At 73.5% G+C, this 18478-nt stretch carries 14 protein-coding genes, 1 tRNA gene and 2 pseudogenes; 12 read left to right on the top strand and 5 right to left on the bottom strand.

Going from position 1 to position 18478, the window contains the following annotated elements:
- The first annotated feature begins 262 nt into the window (after positions 1–262).
- Together OG429_RS31655 and OG429_RS31650 are read left to right on the top strand one after the other, a co-directional pair.
- Entirely contained in the window at positions 263–931 is a 669-nt protein-coding gene (locus tag OG429_RS31655) for a sigma-70 family RNA polymerase sigma factor (protein WP_328928664.1), read from the top strand.
- A gap of 830 nt (positions 932–1761) precedes the next feature.
- A pseudogene (locus tag OG429_RS31650) lies at positions 1762–2481 on the top strand (IclR family transcriptional regulator domain-containing protein); the annotation flags it as partial.
- Between the two features lie 409 nt (positions 2482–2890).
- Here the strand turns inward: OG429_RS31650 and OG429_RS31645 are convergent.
- The 3 genes from OG429_RS31645 to OG429_RS31635 all read right to left on the bottom strand — a co-directional run bounded on the left by OG429_RS31645 (position 2891) and on the right by OG429_RS31635 (position 5931).
- Complete coding sequence (locus tag OG429_RS31645) at positions 2891–4480, bottom strand: serine/threonine-protein kinase (protein WP_328930483.1); 1590 nt, start codon at positions 4478–4480, stop codon at positions 2891–2893.
- Positions 4481–4712: 232 nt separating this feature from the next.
- Positions 4713–4797 (bottom strand) — tRNA-Leu (locus OG429_RS31640).
- Between the two features lie 192 nt (positions 4798–4989).
- Positions 4990–5931 (bottom strand): beta-ketoacyl-ACP synthase III, encoded by a 942-nt coding sequence (locus OG429_RS31635; RefSeq protein WP_328928663.1) that lies wholly within the window; start codon positions 5929–5931, stop codon positions 4990–4992.
- Positions 5932–6158: 227 nt separating this feature from the next.
- Between OG429_RS31635 and fdhD the strand changes: the two genes are divergently transcribed.
- Entirely contained in the window at positions 6159–7001 is an 843-nt protein-coding gene (fdhD, locus tag OG429_RS31630; RefSeq protein ID WP_328928662.1) for a formate dehydrogenase accessory sulfurtransferase FdhD, read from the top strand.
- Here fdhD and OG429_RS31625 read toward each other — a convergent pair.
- Together OG429_RS31625 and OG429_RS31620 are read right to left on the bottom strand one after the other, a co-directional pair.
- Entirely contained in the window at positions 6998–7429 is a 432-nt protein-coding gene (locus OG429_RS31625; protein WP_328928661.1) for a (2Fe-2S) ferredoxin domain-containing protein, read from the bottom strand. The two genes, fdhD and OG429_RS31625, sit on opposite strands and share 4 nt — an antisense overlap.
- Before the next feature lie 9 nt (positions 7430–7438).
- Complete coding sequence (locus OG429_RS31620) at positions 7439–8503, bottom strand: bile acid:sodium symporter family protein (protein WP_328930482.1); 1065 nt, start codon at positions 8501–8503, stop codon at positions 7439–7441.
- Positions 8504–8612: 109 nt separating this feature from the next.
- On the opposite strand from OG429_RS31620, the gene OG429_RS31615 reads away from it, so the two are divergent.
- The 9 genes and pseudogenes from OG429_RS31615 (at position 8613) to OG429_RS31580 (ending at position 18456) form a co-directional block, all read left to right on the top strand.
- Positions 8613–9464: a LysR substrate-binding domain-containing protein gene (locus OG429_RS31615; protein WP_328928660.1), complete on the top strand. Its 852-nt coding sequence runs from the start codon at positions 8613–8615 to the stop codon at positions 9462–9464.
- Positions 9465–9582: 118 nt separating this feature from the next.
- Entirely contained in the window at positions 9583–11406 is a 1824-nt protein-coding gene (locus OG429_RS31610) for an AMP-dependent synthetase/ligase (RefSeq protein ID WP_328928659.1), read from the top strand.
- A 114-nt stretch (positions 11407–11520) separates the two neighbouring features.
- Positions 11521–12789 (top strand): ABC transporter substrate-binding protein, encoded by a 1269-nt coding sequence (locus tag OG429_RS31605; RefSeq protein WP_328928658.1) that lies wholly within the window; start codon positions 11521–11523, stop codon positions 12787–12789.
- A gap of 15 nt (positions 12790–12804) precedes the next feature.
- Complete coding sequence (locus tag OG429_RS31600) at positions 12805–15519, top strand: ABC transporter permease subunit (protein ID WP_328928657.1); 2715 nt, start codon at positions 12805–12807, stop codon at positions 15517–15519.
- Positions 15516–16055: pseudogene (locus OG429_RS31595) on the top strand (ATP-binding cassette domain-containing protein); the annotation flags it as partial. The gene OG429_RS31600 and the pseudogene OG429_RS31595, both read left to right, overlap by 4 nt.
- Before the next feature lie 18 nt (positions 16056–16073).
- The gene (locus OG429_RS41510) at positions 16074–16304 is read left to right on the top strand and encodes a hypothetical protein (RefSeq protein WP_405922449.1); all 231 of its coding nucleotides are present in this window, start codon (positions 16074–16076) and stop codon (positions 16302–16304) included.
- A 144-nt stretch (positions 16305–16448) separates the two neighbouring features.
- Positions 16449–17255, top strand: a complete 807-nt coding sequence (locus OG429_RS31590) for an aldo/keto reductase (RefSeq protein WP_328930481.1) — start codon at positions 16449–16451, stop codon at positions 17253–17255.
- A gap of 53 nt (positions 17256–17308) precedes the next feature.
- On the top strand, positions 17309–17734 hold the full coding sequence (locus tag OG429_RS31585) for an RICIN domain-containing protein (protein ID WP_328928655.1): 426 nt from the start codon (positions 17309–17311) through the stop codon (positions 17732–17734).
- Between the two features lie 110 nt (positions 17735–17844).
- Positions 17845–18456: a hypothetical protein gene (locus tag OG429_RS31580; RefSeq protein WP_328928654.1), complete on the top strand. Its 612-nt coding sequence runs from the start codon at positions 17845–17847 to the stop codon at positions 18454–18456.
- Positions 18457–18478: the final 22 nt, after the last annotated feature.

Raw genomic sequence — 18478 nt, 5'->3', positions numbered from 1 at the left:
ACGCAAAAGCGAGGACAGTGACCTCTTCGTCACGGCCCTCGCGATCGGGCCCATGCTACAGCCGGTCCGCCGCGCACCCGACCGTCGGCCGGACGGCACGGGCGGCGGTCATATGCATACGTGCCGGCTGGACCGCCGTGCGGTCGACATCGATCACGAGTCGATCATCGCCGACGCATTGTTCCCAGGTTTCTTCTATGCGCCCTCCGAATGCGCCCTCGCTGCTTTCCTGTACACCGCGCACAGGGGATGGGGTGGAACGGTGAGCGATGGCGGACCGGAGGAGTCCGGAGGGGCCGTGGGGCTGCCGAGCCGGCGCCGGCGGCCGACACCGATGAGCCAGTGGAGCCCGACGGCGCGCCTTTCGTACTGGGCCTTCCACGCCAATCGGCGACCCGCGTACATGCGCTTCGCGTACCTGCAGCTCGGTTCCGACACGGCGGCCGAGCAGGCCGTTGACGCCACCTTCGACTCGATCATGGGCGAGTGGCTCCGGATGCTCCACATGGACCGCCTGGACGCCTACGCGTGGACCCTGCTCAAGCACTGCCTGGCCGACCGGCGGCTGCGGCCGCGCCACCCCTGGCAGCGGCAGCCCCGGCCGATGGACATCAGCGCCTTCGAAGCCGCCCTCAGGGACGCCCACGCCGACCGGTACGAGGTGCTGACCGACACCATCCGCTTCTACTCCGCCGTGTCCCGGCTCGCCGAGCGGCAGCGCGACGCCGTACTGCTGCGGTACGGGCTCCAGTGCTCCCCCGGCGAGGCCGCCTCCGTGATGGGCGTCGATGAGGCCACGGTCCGCTCGTACCTCGGCCAGGCCAACCGGCGCCTCGCCCGGCTCCTCGACGCCTCCGTCGACCCACCCGAATACACCGAGTCCGCCAAGTCCGCCGAGTCCGCCGGATCAGACGAATCAGCCGAATCATGAGGCACCGCGAACGGCAGCAGCCGCAGGACGGCGGCGGAGCCCCCCGCGCCCTGGCCGAGTTCCTCGCCCGGGCGGGCGTCCGCGACCGCTACCCGCACTACGACCTGGGCGCGGCCGAGGCCCGGCTGCTGCGCGCCACCCCGCCGGCACCCGCCGCCGGCCACCGCGCCCGGCGCCGGTCCGCGTCCGGCTGGAGCGACCCGGCGCGCGACTGCCCGCTCGACGCCGAACGCGCCCGCCGCGACCTCAAGGCCGCCTGCCTGGCCTCCGTGTGCGCCCCGAAGGCCGAGGCGCAGCTCGTCTCCTTCCTCGCCTCCCGGCACACCGACCTGGCCGGCGCCGTCGTCTTCGGCTCTCTGCTGTACCTGGCCGGGCTGCGCGAAGGCGCCCGGTTCTGGTGGCAGTTCGCCGCGGGCTGGGCCGGTCCGGGGACCGCCGATGCCGCGTACTGCCTCTTCCTCGACCACTCCCGCCGCGGTGAGTACCACGACGCCCGGCACTGGGCGCGCGAACTGGGCCGTCGCGGCTTCCGGCCCGCCGGCCGGCGGGATCTGCGGGAGGTGCGGCTGTGCGCGCAGGCGGCCGTCCTGCGGTACGTCGACCAGCTCGACGATGCCGACCTGGGACCGGTGCCGCTGCCCAGGCCCGGGCTGCCCGGGATACTGGCCGCGTTCCAGCCGTCGGCGGCCGCGGTCACCGGCGCCGTGGCCCCCATGGCAGCAGCGCCGGCGGCCGTTCCCGTACCGCGCCTCGCGCCCGGCCCGCTGCGCCACCCGGCGCTGACGGCGGCGGCCCGCGGGACCGTCGTCCAGGCCGGGACCGGCCAGGCCCTGTCGGAGGCCCGGCGCGCGCTGGCCGTCGTACAGGTCCTGGAGCGGCATCCCCTGGGGGTGCGGGCCGCCCAGCTCGCCCGGAAGTCGGGGCTCGCCGAGGAAGAACTCGGTCCCCTGCTGTCGATGCTGTGCGAGGAGGAGTACGCGTACCGCCCCGGCACGGGGGTGTACGCGCGCGGACCGGCCCTGGACCGGCTCGCGGCCCCCGGCGGCAGCGGCCTGGCGGGCCAGCTCCAGCGCACGCTGGCACTGGCCCGGGACAGCGCGGGCGCGGCGGTGTACCTGAGCCGGTACGCGGAGGGCGAGGTCCGGATCACGCAGATGGCGGACGGTCCCGGGACCCCGCCGGTGCGGGAGTGGGTGGACTTCCGGGCCGCCGCGCACGCCAGCGCGGTCGGCAAGTGCCTGCTGACCCAGCTCGACCACGACCGCAGGGCCGACCACGTGGCCCGGCACCGGCCCGCGCGGCTGACTCCGCGGACCATCACCGACAGCCGGGCCCTGTTCACCGCGCTGGACGCGTTGGCCCCGGGCGCGCCCGTCTTCGACCTGCTGGAGTACTCGCCGGGGGTCGTCTGCTCGGCGGTGCCGATCGCCACCGGCGACGCCGCCGGGAGCCTCGCGCTGTCCCTGCCCGCGGTCCATGCCCCTCGCCTGCACTCGGCCACCGAGGCCTTGCGCCGCAAGGCCGTTCCGGTGCTCCTCGCCCTGCTCCTGACGGGTGAGATCCCCCCGGACACGCCGGCTGCCCCGAACCCGTCCGAGCCCGAGACCACCGCCGCCGCCGAGCCCCCGTACCCTTCCGCGTCCACGCGGCCGGAGCGGGAGCCGCAGTGCCCGCCCCGGCCGACGCGGGCCCCCCTCACCCCGGAGACCCTGCGTCACCTCCGGCGCCTGTTCCGCACCCCGCTCACGGACACCACGGCCTCGGCCCGCGGCCCCCACCTGGTCAGCGACACCACGTCCGCGGCGGCCTACCTCTTCGACGCCCTCCCGGACACCGGCCGGCCGTGCCTGTCCCTCCCCCACACCTTCACCCAGGTCGCCCCGGGCACCCTGACCGCCCCGAGGGGCCTGGTGGTGCTGGGCACGTGAGGCGGCCGGGCCGGGGTGCCCGGCGCCGTGATCAGGACCCGCCGGGGACGAAGGAGTCCAGGGCCGCGTCGAAGTGGCTCCTGGCCTCGGCGAGCCGGCTGACGGGAGCGGACACCCAGACGTCGTGCAGGAGGCCGTTCTCGTCCCAGCAGAGGTCGAAGGTGTGCCGGGCGCCTTCGGCACGGGTGAAGCCGTCCCAGGTGAACTCCCACAGCGCGGCGGGCAGTCCGTTGTGCGTCGTCGCGACGACCGAGTGGTCGCGGAACCCGGGGTTGGTGGCCGGGCCCTCGGCGTCCGAGAGCCGCATCGCGGCGAGCGGGCCGCCGGGCGCAGACGGCTTCACCTTGATGCCGATCCGGATCGCCCCGTCCTCGGAGACGTAGAAGACCCGCTGGTCGTCGGTGGTGCGCTGGAAACCCTTCGGCACGGCGAGGGAGAAGCCCTGTACGTCGGTGACGGTCCGGTACCCGGGGGGCACGGGCTTGGCGGACGCGGCGCTCCCGGGCGCGGGCGGCGACGCCGCCGGGGACTGCGCGACGGCCTTGTCGGTGGCGGGTGAGGCGGTGGCGGGTGAGGCAGGGGTGGGTGAGGCGGTGGCGGGTGAGGCGGGGGCGCTCCGCGCAGGCTCCTGCGCCCGGCCGTCCGTACGGTCGCCGAGCAGGGACGCCGCGCTCACTCCGCCCGCGACGGCCGCCACGACGAGGGCCGCGAGCAGCCCGAGGCGAACAGACGGCCGGAACTTCCCGGCCGGTCCCGGCGCGCGGTCGCCGGGCCGGCCTACGCGCTCGGTCGGCGAGTAGCCGGGCGGGTGGGGAGTGGTCGGGGCCTCGGTGGCGGTCCCCGCCGTCGGGTTCGGGCCGAGGGGCCGGTCGAGCAGCGGGACGGCGCCGGTGGTCACGTACGCCGACAGCAGCCGCTCGGCCTCCGCCGCCCCCAGCCGCCGCTCCGGGTCGCGTTCCAGCAGACCCTGGATCAGTGGCAGCAGCGGCCCCGCCTGAGCCGGCGGCCGGATCTCGGCGGACACGACGGCGTGCAGGACTCCGCCGAGCGAATCGCGGTGGAAGGGCGACTCGCCGGTCAATGCGGCACACAGCAGCACGCCGAGGGACCACAGGTCGGATGCGGGGCCTGCGGCGGCGCCCTGCATCCGCTCGGGCGAGGTGTACTCGGGTGAGCCGATGAAGGCCCCGGTCTCACTGATGGTGGTGGAGCCGGCGAGGCGGGCGATGCCGAAGTCGGTGAGCACCACCCGGCCGGTTCCCGCTTCCATCAGCACGTTGGCCGGCTTGATGTCCCGGTGGAGCACTCCGCGGGCGTGTGCCGCGCTCAGGGCGCCGAGCAGGGCGAGCCCCGTGCGGGCGGTCTCGCCGTGGTCCAGCGGACCGTCGGCGGCGAGCCGGTCGGCGAGCGAGCTGCCTTCGACGAGTTCCATGACGATGTACGGGTGCCCGTCCTGCTCCACGACGTCGTGGACCACGACGACGTGGGGGTGCTTGATCTGCGCCACCGTACGCGCCTCACGCAGGGCGCCCGCGGACTGCGTACCGTCCCCCACGTGGAGTTCCTTGACGGCGACGGAGCGTCCGAGCAGTTCGTCGGAGGCCCGCCAGACGGTGCCCATGCCGCCCCTGCCCAGCCGCTTCTCAAGCCGGTAGCGCCCGACGATCGCGATGCTGTTGCGTGGTTCGTCCTGCGACACGTTGCTCCCCCTGGCCCGTTCCAAGACCATGATGCCGCAGATACGGATCCGGCCATGGCCGTTCCGCCGGGAGGCCCGGCGCGCCCGCGGCGCCCGCGGCGCAACGCAAACGGCGAGGGCCGTGACTCCTGGAGTCACGGCCCTCGCCGATCTGTGTCCGAGGGGGGACTTGAACCCCCACGCCCGATAAAGGGCACTAGCACCTCAAGCTAGCGCGTCTGCCATTCCGCCACCCGGACTAGGTGGTCGGCCCCGGTTTCCCGCGGCGACATGGACAACAATAGCAAAGGATCGGCGGGGCTCCGACCACTTATCCGACCGGCCGCCGTCCGCAACGCCGTGCTGACCTGCACGCATGCACCGACGGCCGCAGCGAGACGGATCGTCTCGCTGCGGCCGTCGGGTACGTCACCGGGCACGCGCCGCCGGGGTCACGGGCAGTGGATGACCTGCCCCGCGTAGGAGAGGTTGCCGCCGAAGCCGAAGAGCAGGACGGGAGCGCCGGTCGGGATCTCGCCGCGCTGCACCAGCTTGGACAGCGCCATCGGGATGCTGGCAGCCGAGGTGTTGCCGGAGTCGACGACATCGCGGGCGACGACCGCGTTGACGGCGCCGATCTTGGCGGCGAGCGGCTCGATGATCCGCAGGTTCGCCTGGTGCAGGACGACCCCGGCCAGCTCCTCGGGGAGGACCCCGGCCTTCTCGCACACCTTGCGGGCGAGCGGCGGGAGCTGGCTGGTGGTCCAGCGGTACACGGACTGGCCCTCCTGCGCGAAGACCGGCGGCGAGCCCTCGATCCGGACGGCGTTGCCCATCTCGGGGACCGAACCCCACAGCACCGGCCCGATGCCCGGCTCCTCGCTGGCCTCGACCACGGCCGCGCCCGCGCCGTCACCGGTGAGCACGCAGGTGGTGCGGTCGCTCCAGTCGGTGATCTCGGCCATCTTGTCGGCGCCGATGACCAGGGCGCGGGTGGCGGAGCCGGCCCGGATCGCGTGGTCCGCGGTGGCCAGGGCGTGCGTGAAGCCCGAGCAGACGACGTTGAGGTCCATCACGGCGGGGCTGCCGCCCATGCCCAGCTTGGCGGCCACGCGGGCGGCCATGTTGGGCGAGCGGTCGATCGCGGTGGAGGTGGCGACCAGGACGAGGTCGATGTCGTCCGGGGTCAGGCCGGCGCCGGCCAGGGCCTTGCCCGCGGCGTGGAAGGCCAGCTCGTCGACCGGTTCGTCCGGCCCCGCGATGTGGCGCGTCTTGATGCCGACCCGGGACCGGATCCACTCGTCCGTGGTGTCGACCATGGCCGCGAGGTCCTCGTTGGTGAGCACTCTCGCGGGCTGGTAGTGCCCTAGCGCCACCACGCGTGAACCGGTCATGGGCGGGGTCCCCCTTTGTACGGAAGTGCAGGATCACCCAGCTTTGCCTGCTACTGATGGGTACGTGTGCGTGTGACCCGACAGGATTCCGGCACCGGAATTTGGAGATTCCCGAGGATCCACCTGCCGGGGACGCTGTGGGAAGCGGAACCGCGACAATGAAGTTGTCGGATGCAGCCGGATTCGGACGGATGCACGGCAGGAACTGAAGGGGTGGGCTGATCACCATGGGACGGGTCACCGAGCGCCGCCGCGTCGTCCGGATCCGGAACGGCGTGGCCGGGGTCCGTCCGGACACGCTGGTCGCCGAGGAGCCGCTGGAGATACGGCTGAACGGCAAGCCGCTGGCGATCACGATGCGGACCCCGGGCGACGACTTCGCCCTGGCGGTGGGCTTCCTCGTGAGCGAGGGCGTGCTCGCCTCCGCGGCGGACGTCCAGGCCGTCACCTACTGCGAGGGCGCCACCGAAGACGGGTCGAACACCTACAACGTGGTCAACGTGCAGCTGGCGGCCGGGGTCCCGGTGCCGGACATCACACTGGAGCGGAACGTCTACACCACCTCCTCCTGCGGCCTGTGCGGCAAGGCCAGCCTGGACGCGGTCCGTACGGCGACCCGCTTCCCGGGGACGGCCGCCGACCCGGTACGGATCTCCGCGGATCTCCTCGGCGAGCTGCCGGACCGGCTGCGCGCGGCCCAGAAGGTCTTCGACCGCACGGGCGGACTGCACGCGGCCGGGCTGTTCACGGCGGAGGGCGAGCTGCTCGACGTACGCGAGGACGTGGGCCGGCACAACGCGGTCGACAAGATCGTCGGGCGGGCGCTCCAGGCGGGCCGGCTCCCGCTGGCCGGAGCGGTCCTGCTGGTGTCCGGCCGGGCCTCCTTCGAGCTGGCCCAGAAGGCCGTGATGGCGGGCATCCCGGTGCTGGCGGCGGTCTCGGCGCCGTCCTCGCTGGCGGTGGACCTGGCCCTGGACTCGGGACTGACCCTGGTCGGCTTCCTGCGGGGCCCGAACATGAACATCTACGCGGGCGAGGAGCGGATCACCCGCCAGGACGACAGGCCCTAGCGGCCCCGGCGGCCGCGGCGGGTGGAGTTCGGGGCCCGCTCGGGCTCGGGCGGCTCGATGCGGTGGAGGTCGAGGGTGGGCGGGACCGGGGTGGTGCCCGGGCCGCCGGATTCGGCCCAGGCGATGATCTCGTCGGTCGCGGTGTCGTCCAGGGCCCACCCGAACCAGGCGGCGCGGGCGCCGCGGCGGCGGGCCTCGGTCGTGGGCTGGACCACGATGACGTTGGCCTGGGCGCAGGGGCCGAGGCAGTCGCTCGTACGGACGGCCAGGCGGCCCCCGGAGGCCTCGGCGGCCTCGCGCAGCCGGGCGAGCTGGCCGGCGTGGTCGGAGCCGGGGTTCTTGCGGGGGTCACCGCAGCAGCAGCCGCGGCAGACCACCAGGGTGCAGGGGCGTTCGGCGTGGGCGGCGAGCGGGCGTATCCAGGTCACCGCCGAACGTTACCGGGCCCGCACGGAGGGGTGTTGGACCGCCGACGAGACCTCCGCCACACGACCGGTGGGGAGTTCACCGTGCCCGGCCGGCTCCGTCTGTGCGGCGCGGCGGCGGGCGAGGACCGCGCAGACCATGAGCTGCATCTGGTGGAACAGCATGAGCGGGAGCACGGCGAGACCGGCCTGGGCCCCGAACAGCACGCTGGCCATGGGGAGTCCGGCGGCGAGGCTCTTCTTCGACCCGGCGAACTGGATGGCGATGCGGTCCGCGCGGCCGAAGCCGAGGCGCCTGGCCCCGTACCAGCTGACGAGGAGCATCACGGCGAGCAGTACGGCCTCCACCGCCAGCAGGGCGCCGAGGCGCGGGACGCTCACCTGGTGCCAGATGCCGGCGGCCATGCCCGCGCTGAAGGCGGCGTAGACGACGAGCAGGATCGAGCCGCGGTCGAAGCGGCCCAGCACCTGCCTGTTGCGCACGAGGAAGCCGCCGACCCAGCGGCGCAGGAGCTGTCCGAGGAGGAAGGGCAGCAGCAGCTGGAGAACGATCTTGAGGAGGGAGTCGGGGGAGAAGCCGCCCGCGCTGCTCCCGAGCAGGGCCGCGGCGAGCAGCGGGGTGAGGACGATGCCGGCGAGGCTGGAGAAGGAGCCTGCGCAGATCGCGGCCGGGACGTTGCCGCGGGCGATCGAGGTGAAGGCGATGGAGGACTGGATGGTCGAGGGGACCAGACAGAGGAAGAGCAGGCCGCTGTAGAGCGGGGGCGTGAGGAGGGTGGGGACGAGGCCTCGGGCGGCGAGGCCGAGGAGGGGGAAGAGGAGGAAGGTGCAGACGAGCACGGTGAGGTGCAGCCGCCAGTGGCGCAGGCCGTCGAGGGCCTCGCGGGTGGAGAGCCTGGCTCCGTAGAGGAAGAAGAGCAGGGCCACGGCCACGGTGGCGGCCCCGTCGGCGACGGTGGCGGCCTGGCCGCGGGCGGGGAGCAGGGCGGCGAGGCCGACGGTGCCGAGGAGGGCCAGTACGTACGGGTCGACGGGCAGCCGGGCGGGGAGGTGCGGGCGGCGCAGGCGGCGGCGCATGTGCAGGGTGCTCACTCGTTCATGCTCGGTGGGCGGGTGGTGATCGGGAAACCCGCACACCGCACTCACTGTCATCACGCATCCCGATGAGCGTGGCTAGCATGGCGGTATGTACGACCCTGTCCAGCTGCGTACGTTCCTCACGGTGGCCCAGACGCTGAGCTTCACCCAGGCCGCCGGGCGGCTCGGCGTACGGCAGTCCACCGTCAGCCAGCACGTGCGGAGGCTGGAGGCGGCGACCGGGCGGCCGCTGTTCGTCCGGGACACGCACAGCGTGGAGCTGACGGAGGACGGCGAGGCGCTGCTGGGCTTCGCGCGCACGATCCTGGAGGCGCACGAACGGGCGGCGGCCTTCTTCACGGGGACCCGGCTGCGCGGGCGGCTGCGCTTCGGGGCTTCGGAGGACTTCGTGCTGACGCGGCTGCCGGAGATTCTGGAGGGGTTCCGGCACGAGCATCCCCAGGTGGACCTGGAGCTGTCGGTGGAGCTCTCGGGGACGCTGCACGAACGGCTGGACGCGGGACGCCTGGACCTGGTGCTGGCGAAGCGGCGGGGGCCGGGGGACGAGCGGGGCCGCCTGGTGTGGCGGGACCGGATGGTGTGGATCGGGGCGGAAGGACTGCGGGTGGACCCGGAGCGCCCGGTTCCGCTGATCGTCTTCCCGCCTCCGGGGATCACCAGGGCGCGGGCGCTGGAGGTGCTGGAGCGTGACGGCCGGGCGTGGCGGATCGCCTGTACGAGCGGCAGCCTGAGCGGTCTGATCGCGGCGGCCCGGGCCGGGCTGGGCGTGATGGCGCACACCCGCGGGCTGATCCCGCCGGGACTGGTCCGGGTCGGCGGGCTGCCGGAGCTCGGGCCGGTCGAGTTCGCCCTCGTGCGCGGGTCCCGGGCCTCGGCTCCCGCCGAAGCCCTGGCCTCGGCGGTCCTCTCGGGCGCGGACCGCCTCAGCCGCACGGCCTGACCGCGGCCCGGCCGCCGAGAAGGTCGCTGAGGAGGTCTTGTGGAGGTATCCGCGGGCTGATCAACTGCCCTGCGACGTGGGGTAGCGTCGCCGCGCCGCACGGAGAGGAGCGGGACCCTTGCGCGAGATCACCGTCCCACCCGTCGTCACCGACGCGCCCGTCGGCGGTCTGGCCGACGTCGTCTTCCGGCATGCGCGCGAGGAACCGGACCGGGTGGTGCTGGGCCGCAAGACGGACGGGGTCTGGCGGGACGTGACCTCCGCCGAACTCGCCGCCGAGGTGCTCGCGCTCGCCAAGGGCCTGCTGGCCCAGGGCGTACGGTTCGGCGACCGGGTCGCCGTCATGTCCCGTACCCGGTACGAGTGGACCCTCTTCGACTTCGCCCTGTGGGCGATCGGCGCCCAGCCGGTCCCCGTCTACCCGACCTCCTCCGCCGAGCAGGTGCACTGGATCCTGGCCGACTCCGCCTGCACGGCCTGCGTCGTCGAGAACGAGGACCAGGCCATGACGGTGGGTTCGGTCATCGACCGGCTTCCCCTCCTGCGCCTGCTGTGGCAGCTCGACGCGGGGGCCGTGGACGGCATCGTCGCCGACGGCCGCGGGGTCGCCGAGGACGTCGTGCACCGCCACCGCGGCGCCGTGACCCCGGACGCGGTCGCCACCGTCATCTACACCTCGGGCACCACCGGCCGCCCCAAGGGCTGCGTCCTCACCCACGGCAATTTCATGTTCGAGGCCGACACCATGGCGAGCCGCTGGGAGTCCGTCTTCCAGGCCGGTCCCGGCGAGCAGCCGTCCACCCTGCTCTTCCTGCCACTGGCGCACGTCTTCGGGCGGATGGTGGAGGTGGCCGCCGTCCGCGCCCGGGTCAAGCTCGGGCACCAGCCCGTACTGGCGGCGGCCGAGCTGCTGCCGGACCTGGCCGCGTTCCGGCCGACCTTCGTGCTCGGGGTCCCGTACGTCTTCGAGAAGGTCTTCGCGGCCGCGCGGCGCAAGGCCGAGGCGGAGGGGCGTACGGGCGCCTTCGACCGGGCGGTGGAGACGGCCGTGCGGTACGCGGAGGCGCGCGAGGAGAAGTCCTTCGGCACCGGCCCCGGCCCCTCGGCCGGGCTGCGGATGGAGCACCAGCTCTTCGAGAAGCTCGTGTACGGCAAGGTCCGCGAGGCGATGGGCGGCCGCGTACGGCACGCCATGTCGGGCGGGTCCGCGATGTCGCGCCGCCTCGGGCTGTTCTTCGACGGCGCCGGGATCACGATCTTCGAGGGGTACGGCCTGACCGAGTCGTCCGCGGCGGCCACCGCGAATCCGCCGGGGGCGACGAAGTACGGCACGGTGGGCCCGCCGATCCCCGGCGGCACGGTGCACATCGCGGAGGACGGGGAGGTCTGGCTGCACGGCGGCCACGTCTTCGCCGGGTACCTCAACGACCCGCCCGCCACCGACGCGGTCCTGCGCGGCGGGTGGCTGGCGACCGGGGACCTGGGGCGGCTGGACGAGGACGGCTACCTCATCATCACCGGCCGCAAGAAGGAGATCCTGGTGACCTCCAACGGCAAGAGCGTCCAGCCGGCCGCGCTGGAGGAGCGGGTCCGCTCGCACCCGCTGGTGTCACAGTGCGTACTGGTGGGCAACGACCGGCCGTACATCGCGGCCCTGATCACCCTGGACGCGGAGGGGATCGCCCACTGGCTGTCGATGCGCGGCCTGGCGCAGCGGCCCGCGGCGGACCTGGTGCACGACGCGGACCTGACGGCGGAGGTCCGCCGGGCGGTCGTGGCCGCCAACACCCTGGTCTCGCAGGCGGAGTCGATCCGCACCTTCCGGGTGCTCGGGGAGCAGTTCACGGAGGAGCGGGGGCTGCTGACCCCTTCCCTGAAGCTCAAGCGCCGGGCGATCGAGAAGGCGTACGCGACGGAGGTCGCGGCCCTCTACCAGTCGTGAGCGCTCCCCTCCCCGATCGCACCTGACGGTTCGCCACTTCACCCTTGTCATTGATATTGACGATCCGTCAGGTCGCGCACAGAATGCGGGGATTCGACCGGAGGGGATCTCCAGATGTTGCGACCGATCCGCACCCTGGCCGTCGCGGCGGCGGCCCTCGCGCTCGTCTCCGCCTGCAACTCCGCCTCCACGAACGGCAACGCCAAGGGCGGGGCGGGGGACACGCCCGGGAGCCGCCGCGGGCTGACCGCCGACTCGGTCAAGGTCGGCGGCATCGTGTCGATGACCAGCGCGAGCGGTTACAGCAAGAAGGACACCGACCTCGGCGCCAAGGCCCGGTACCTGAGAGCCAACGCCGAGGGGGGCGTCAACGGCCGCAAGATCGACTACCTCGGCGCGGAGGACGACGGCCAGGACCCCGCGAAGAACATGGCGGCCGCCCGCAAACTCGTCCAGCAGGACAAGGTCTTCGCGGTCGCCCCGATGAGCTCGGTGACCTTCTCGGGCGCCGACTTCCTGGAGCAGGAGAAGGTCCCCACCTTCGGCTGGGGCACGCTGCCCTCCTTCTGCGGGCCCAAGTACATCTACGGCTTCAACGGCTGCCTGGTCCCCACCCCCGGCGGCACCCTCAACCAGACCTGGCCCGAAGGCATCGCCGCGGTCCTCGGCGGCGCCCGGGGCAAGTCCGTCGCGGTCATCGCGAACGACAGCGACGCCGGGAAGTTCGGCATCCGGACCTTCCAGCAGGGCTTCACCAGCGCCGGTTTCACGGTCTCCTACGCCAAGGCCTCCGTTCCCGCCACCGCCGTGCCGAGCGACTGGTCCGCGTACGTGAAGGAGATCCTGGAGGGCAACGGCGGCAAGGCGCCGGACGCCGTGGTCTCCGTCATGCAGACCCCCAACAACATCGGGCTGTTCACGGCGCTCAAGCGCAGCGGCTACAAGGGGCTGCTCTCCGACCCCACCGACTACGACCCCGGGCTGCTCGCGAAAGACGCCACCAAGCAGGCGCTCGACGGGGTGTACGTGCTGCTGCAGTTCGAGCCCTTCGAGTCGGACAGCCCGAAGATGGCCCAGTTCAAGGCCGACATGAAGGCCGCGTCGGGAGGCCAGGACGTCCCGCTCAGCATGCACATGATGACCGGGTACATGGCGGCCGACCTGTTCGTGTCCATCGCACGGAAGGCGGGCGGCGACATGACCGTCGAGTCCTTCCAGGCCGCCGCCCAGAACTTCTCCGACACCGGCACGCTCGTCGGCGACCGGGCGGAGCCCAAGGGGCAGAAGGACAGCTTCGGCTGCGGGGCGCTCGTACGGCTGAAGGGCGGCACGTACGAGGTCGCCGTCCCGTTCAAGTGCTACGAACCCGTGCCCTTCACCTAGGGATCGGGGGACGCGATGGGGGATCTGCTCGTCTTCGTGCTGAGCGGCCTGGTCTCCGGCGCTCTGTACGCACTGCTCGCCACCGGGCTGGTGCTGTCGTACTCGGCGTCCGGGCTGTTCAACTTCGCGCACGGGGCCACCGCCTACCTGTGCGCACTCGCCTTCTACGAGTTGCACTCCGGCCTGGGCTGGCCGGCCGTTCCGGCGGCGCTGCTGGTGGTGTGCTTCCTTGCGCCCGGTCTCGGCTGGGGGCTGGACCGGCTGATGTTCCGGCGGCTCGCGCGGGTCGGCGAGACGGCGCAGATCGTGGCGACGATCGGGCTGCTCGTGGCCCTGCCGGCCGCCGGGCTGTGGGCCGTGGAGCTGCTGGCGGACGCGGGCGCGCCGGTGAAACCCGCCGAGAACCAGTTCGGGCTGCCGGGCGTCGGGCCGAGCCCGGCCAGGTCCTGGCAGCTCGCGGAGGGCGTCGGCATCGACTCCGACCAGCTGATCACCTGGGTGGCGACGGCGGTGGTGGCGGTGGCCCTGTGGGTGCTGATGCGGCACACCCGGCTGGGGCTGCGGCTGCGGGCGGCCGTCGACAACCGCTCGCTGACCGAGTTGCGCGGGATCAGCGCGGACCGGCTGTCGTCGGTGGCCTGGATGATCGCGTCGGCGCTGGCCGGGCTGGCGGGGGTGCTGGCGACGCCGCTGCTGGGGCTGTCCGCGCACGACTTCACCCTGTTCCTGTTCGTCTCGGCGACGGCGGCGGTCATCGGGCGGTTCGCGTCCGTGCCGCTCGCCTTTGCGGGCGGGCTGGGGCTCGGCGTACTGCAGAACCTGGTGGCCGGGTACGCGTCCTTCGCCGAGGGCATCACGGGGTTCCGTACGGCGGTGCCCTTCCTGATCCTGTTCGGGGGCCTGCTGGTACTGACCCGGCGGGCGCGGACGGCGGGTGTCGCGGCCGTGGACGAACCGCCGGTGGACCATCTGGCCGGGGCCTCCTGGGGGCGGCGGTGGGGGGTGTGGGCAGGCGCCGGCGGGCTGCTGTGCGTGGCGTTCTACACCGTGACCACCCCGTTCTGGAGCGGGCTGCTGGCCCAGGGGCTGGCCGTCGCGCTGGTGTTCATGTCCTTCACCGTGGTGACCGGGCTGGGGTCGATGGTTTCGCTGGCCCAGGCCACGTTCGTGACCGGGGCCGCGCTGGTGGCCGGACTGCTGATGAGCCGGGGCTGGCCGTTCGTGGCGGCGCTGGCGGTGGGTACGTGCGCCGCCGCCCTGCTGGGGGCGCTGGTCGCGCTGCCGGCGCTGCGGCTCGGCGGGCGGTCCCTGGCCCTGGCCACGCTGGCGCTGGCGTTCCTGGCCGACCAGGTGCTGTTCCAGTTGCGGTGGCTGCGCAACGGGGACTCGGGATGGTCGGTCCCGCGGCCGGTGTTCGGGCCGGTGGACCTGTCCGACGACCGGGCGCTGGGGGTGGCCCTGGTGGTCCTGGTCGCCGTGGTGGCCGCCGGGCTGAGCGCGCTGCGCGGCTCCCCGTCGGGGCGGGCGATGCTGGCCGTACGGTCGGCCCCGGCGGCCGCGATGGCCTCCGGCGTGTCCGTACTGCGCACGAAGCTGGTCCTGTTCGCGCTGTCGGCGGGGCTGGCCGGCTTCGGCGGCGTGATGTACGCGTCGTTCAACACCCGGATCACGGCGACGGACTTCACGGCGATGTCGGGGCTGGTGTGGCTGGCGGTCGTGGTGGCGGCGGGTGTCCGGCGACCGCAGTACGCGGTGGTGGCGGGGCTGGTGTTCGCCGTCGCCCCGCGGCTGCTGTCGGACTACGTGACCTCGTCGGCCCATCTGCCGGTGATCCTGTTCGGCCTTGCCGGGCTGGCCCTGGCCAACGATCCGGACGGGTACTGCGCGGCCGTCCCGGTGCGGCTCGCCCGGCGGCGGGCCCGGGTCCCCGCCGAGCTCTCCCCCGCCCCGCCCCTTCCCGAAACCGGGGGCTCCGTCCCCGGCCCCCGGCCGGACGCCGCGCGCCCGGTGCGCTCGAACGCCGCACGGCCCGCGTCCGTGCCCGCGCTGGAGCTGCGCTCCGTGACCGCCGGATACGACGGGGGGCTCGTGCTCCACGGGGTCGGCCTCGCCGTGCGGAGGGGGGAGATACTCGCCGTGCTCGGGCCCAACGGGGCCGGGAAGAGCACCGCCTGCCGGGTGGCCGCCGGGTCGCTGGCCGTCACCGGCGGCGAGGTCCTCGTACGCGGGCGGGACGCGACCCGTGACGGAGCCGTGCGGCGCTCCCGGGCCGGGGTGCTGCTCGCCCCCGAGGGGCGCGGGATCTTCCCGTCGCTCACCATCGAGGAGAACCTGGCCCTGTACCTGGGGGAGGCCGACGCCCGGGCCGCCGTCTACGACCGGTTCCCGCGGCTCGGCGAACGGCGCGGGGTGGCCGCGGGGGCCCTGTCCGGCGGCGAGCAGCAGATGCTGGCGCTGGCGCCGCTGTTGCAGCGGCCCCCGGAGGTGCTGATCGCCGACGAGCCCTCGCTCGGGCTGGCCCCGCGCGTGGTGGAGGAGGTGTACGCGCTGCTCACCGAGCTCCGCGACGCCGGGACCGCGCTGCTGCTGGTGGAGGAGAAGGCGGCCGAGGTCCTCGGGATCGCGGACACCGTCGCCTACCTCTCCCAGGGCAGGGTCTCCTGGTGCGGCCCGCGGGCCGAGGTGGAGGCGGACCGGCTCACCGAGGCCTATCTGGGGATGGCGACATGAGCGGCGGCGGGTACGTGCTCCGGGCGAGCGGCGTCAGCGTGCGGTTCGGCGGTGTCAGGGCGCTGACCGGGGTGGATCTAGGAATCCGGGCGGGCGAGGTGTGCGGGCTGATCGGGCCGAACGGGGCCGGGAAGACCACGCTCTTCGACGTCCTGTCCGGGATCCGGCGGCCGGACCAGGGGCGGATGCTGCTGGACGGGGTGGACATCACCCGTCGCTCCCCGGTCTGGCGGGCGCGGCACGGGATGCGCCGGACCTTCCAGCGCCAACAGCTGTTCGGCCAGCTCAGCGTGGCCGACAACGTGCTCGTGGCGCAGGAGTGGCGGGGCGGCGGGGGCGGCCTCGCCGCCGATCTCCTCGCCTTCCCGGCCCGGCGGGCCCGGGAGCGGGCACGCCGTGAGCGGGGCGAGCGGGTCCTGGCCGACTGCGGGATCGGGGCGCTCGGGGCCTCGTACGCCGGCGGGCTGCCGGTCGGGCAGGCCCGGATGGTGGAACTGGCGCGTGCGGTGGCCGATCCGCCGCGGGTGCTGCTGCTGGACGAACCGGCCTCCGGCATGTCGGCCCCCGAGCGCGAGCAGCTCGCGGCGGTCGTGCGGCGGCTGGCACGGGAGGAGGGCTGCGCCGTGCTGCTGGTCGAGCACAACGTGGCCTTCGTGATGGACCTGTGCGCACGGGTGGTCGTACTGGACCTCGGGACGGTCCTCGCCGAGGGCACGGCGGCCGAGGTACGGGCGGACCCGCTCGTACGGGAGGCCTATCTCGGGACCTCTCCCGGCGCGGCGTGAACCGCGCCCGGGAGGCGGGAATACGTCGTACGAGGGGCCGGTTGTGGCCCCTCGTACGACGCGGTACCGCCGACCCGAGGGAACGAACCAGACGTGAGCCAGGTCCCCACCATCCCCACCGTCAAGCTCAACAACGGCACGCTCATGCCCCAGCTCGGATTCGGGGTCTGGCAGGTGCCGGACGCGGAGGCGGAGCGGATCGTCGGGGCCGCGCTGGAGGCGGGCTACCGCAGCATCGACACGGCGTCCGTCTACCGCAACGAGGCGGGCACCGGCAAGGCGGTCGCCGCCTCCGGGGTGGCGCGTGAGGAGCTGTTCGTCACCACCAAGCTGTGGAACGGTCCGTCGCGGAAGTGGGGCCGCGGCGAGGTGCTGCGCGCCTTCGACGACTCGCTCGGCAGGCTGGGTCTCGACTACGTCGACCTGTACCTGATCCACTGGCCGCGCCCGATGCGCGAGGACTTCGTCTCCATCTGGAAGACGTTCGAGGAGATCGCCGCGAGCGGCCGGGCCAAGGCGGTCGGCGTGTCGAACTTCCGCCCGGCGGACCTGGAGCGGCTCGCGGCGACGAGCACGCTGGTCCCGGCGGTGAACCAGATCGAGCTGCACCCGCTGTTCCCGCAGGCCGAGCTGCGCGCGCTGCACGCCGAGCGCGGGATCGCCACGGAGGCCTGGTCCCCGCTGGGCCAGGGCAAGGAGCTGCTGACGCTCCCGGCGGTGGCCGAGATAGCCGCCAAGCACGGTCGCAGCGCCGCGCAGGTGGTGCTGCGCTGGCACCTGCAGCACGGCACCGTCGTGATCCCGAAGTCCGTGACCCCGGCGCGCATCCGGGAGAACGCGGACGTCTTCGGGTTCGAGCTGGACGCCGCCGACATCGCCGCGCTGGACGCCCTGGGCGCGGGCCCGGCGGGCGGCCGGATCGGTCCGGACCCGGCCGTCTTCGACGTCTGAGAGACCGGGAGAACCGAGAACCGAGAGCTGAGAGAGCCGGGAGAACCGTACGCGTGAACGTCCCCGAAGGGGTCTATCGGATCCGCAACGCCGACAGTGGGCTGGTGCTGCAGCTGGAGGGCGCCTCACGGGTGCGGGTCGGCCCCGACGGGCCGCCCGCACCGGTGGCCGCCCGCCGGTGGCGGATCTCGCCGGTCCACAGCGGCGGCGGGATCTTCCATGTGGTGAGCGAGGACAACGACCGGCGCCTCGACGTCGCGAACGCCTCGACGGACGGCGGCGCCAGGGTGCAGGTGTGGCGGGCCAACGCCTTCGGCGCGCAGGAGTGGATCGTCGAGGAGCACCTCGACGATCCCGGCGTGGTGTCCCTGGTCGCGTGCATCAGCGGCCTGCTGCTGGAGACCGACACCGAGGGCCGCGCCCGGCAGGGCGAGGACACCGACTCCGCGTCGCAGTGGTGGCGCCTGGAGCCGGTCTGACCGGCCGCGGGCGGCCGACGGCGCGAAAGCCCCGCCGAATGCGGGGCTTTCGCGGTCACAGATGCGTCACGTACCACACGGGGCGTCAGCAGCCCCGCGAACATGGGCAGATGCACACACACCGGAGCATCACCCTGCTGGCCTTCGCGGGCACGCTCGCCCTCACGGGATGCCAGGAGGTCACGCCGCCCTCCCCCGGCGGCCCCGCCGCGTCCGGCGCGGCTCCGGGCGGCTCCGGCGCCGAGAAGGCGACCCTCCCCGTCCTCGTGGGCAAGGGACTCCAGACCGCACAGGACGAGGCCCAGGCCGCTGGGTTCCACTCGCTGAAGTCCCATGACGCACTGGGCCGCGGGCGCCTCCAGGCCATGGACCGGAACTGGAAGGTCTGCTCGCAGACACCGGCGGGCGGAGCCGCCGTCTCCACGGACACGACCATCGACTTCGGCTCCGTGAAGCTGGAGGAGAGCTGCCCCGCCCAGGATGCCGGTGCTCCGCCGGCGGCCGGCGGCAGCATGCCGGACTTCGCCGGTAAGTCGCTCAAGGTCGTCCGCGGGGCCCTTCCCTCCAACGCCTCCATCTCCGTGAAGGACGCCGCCCAGGGCCGCATGGTGCTCCAGGAATCGAACTGGAAGGTGTGCACGCAGAGCCCTGCGGCCGGTACCCCGCTGACGGGTCAGCCCGTCTCGTTCACCGCGGTGAAGTTCGAGGAGAACTGCCCGTGACCTGAGGTGAAGGCCGCAACCG

This window comes from Streptomyces sp. NBC_00190 (genome assembly GCF_036203305.1).
Taxonomy (GTDB): domain Bacteria; phylum Actinomycetota; class Actinomycetes; order Streptomycetales; family Streptomycetaceae; genus Streptomyces.
Note: the sequence above shows the minus strand (reverse complement) of the source record. Positions and strands in the feature narration are given on the sequence as shown.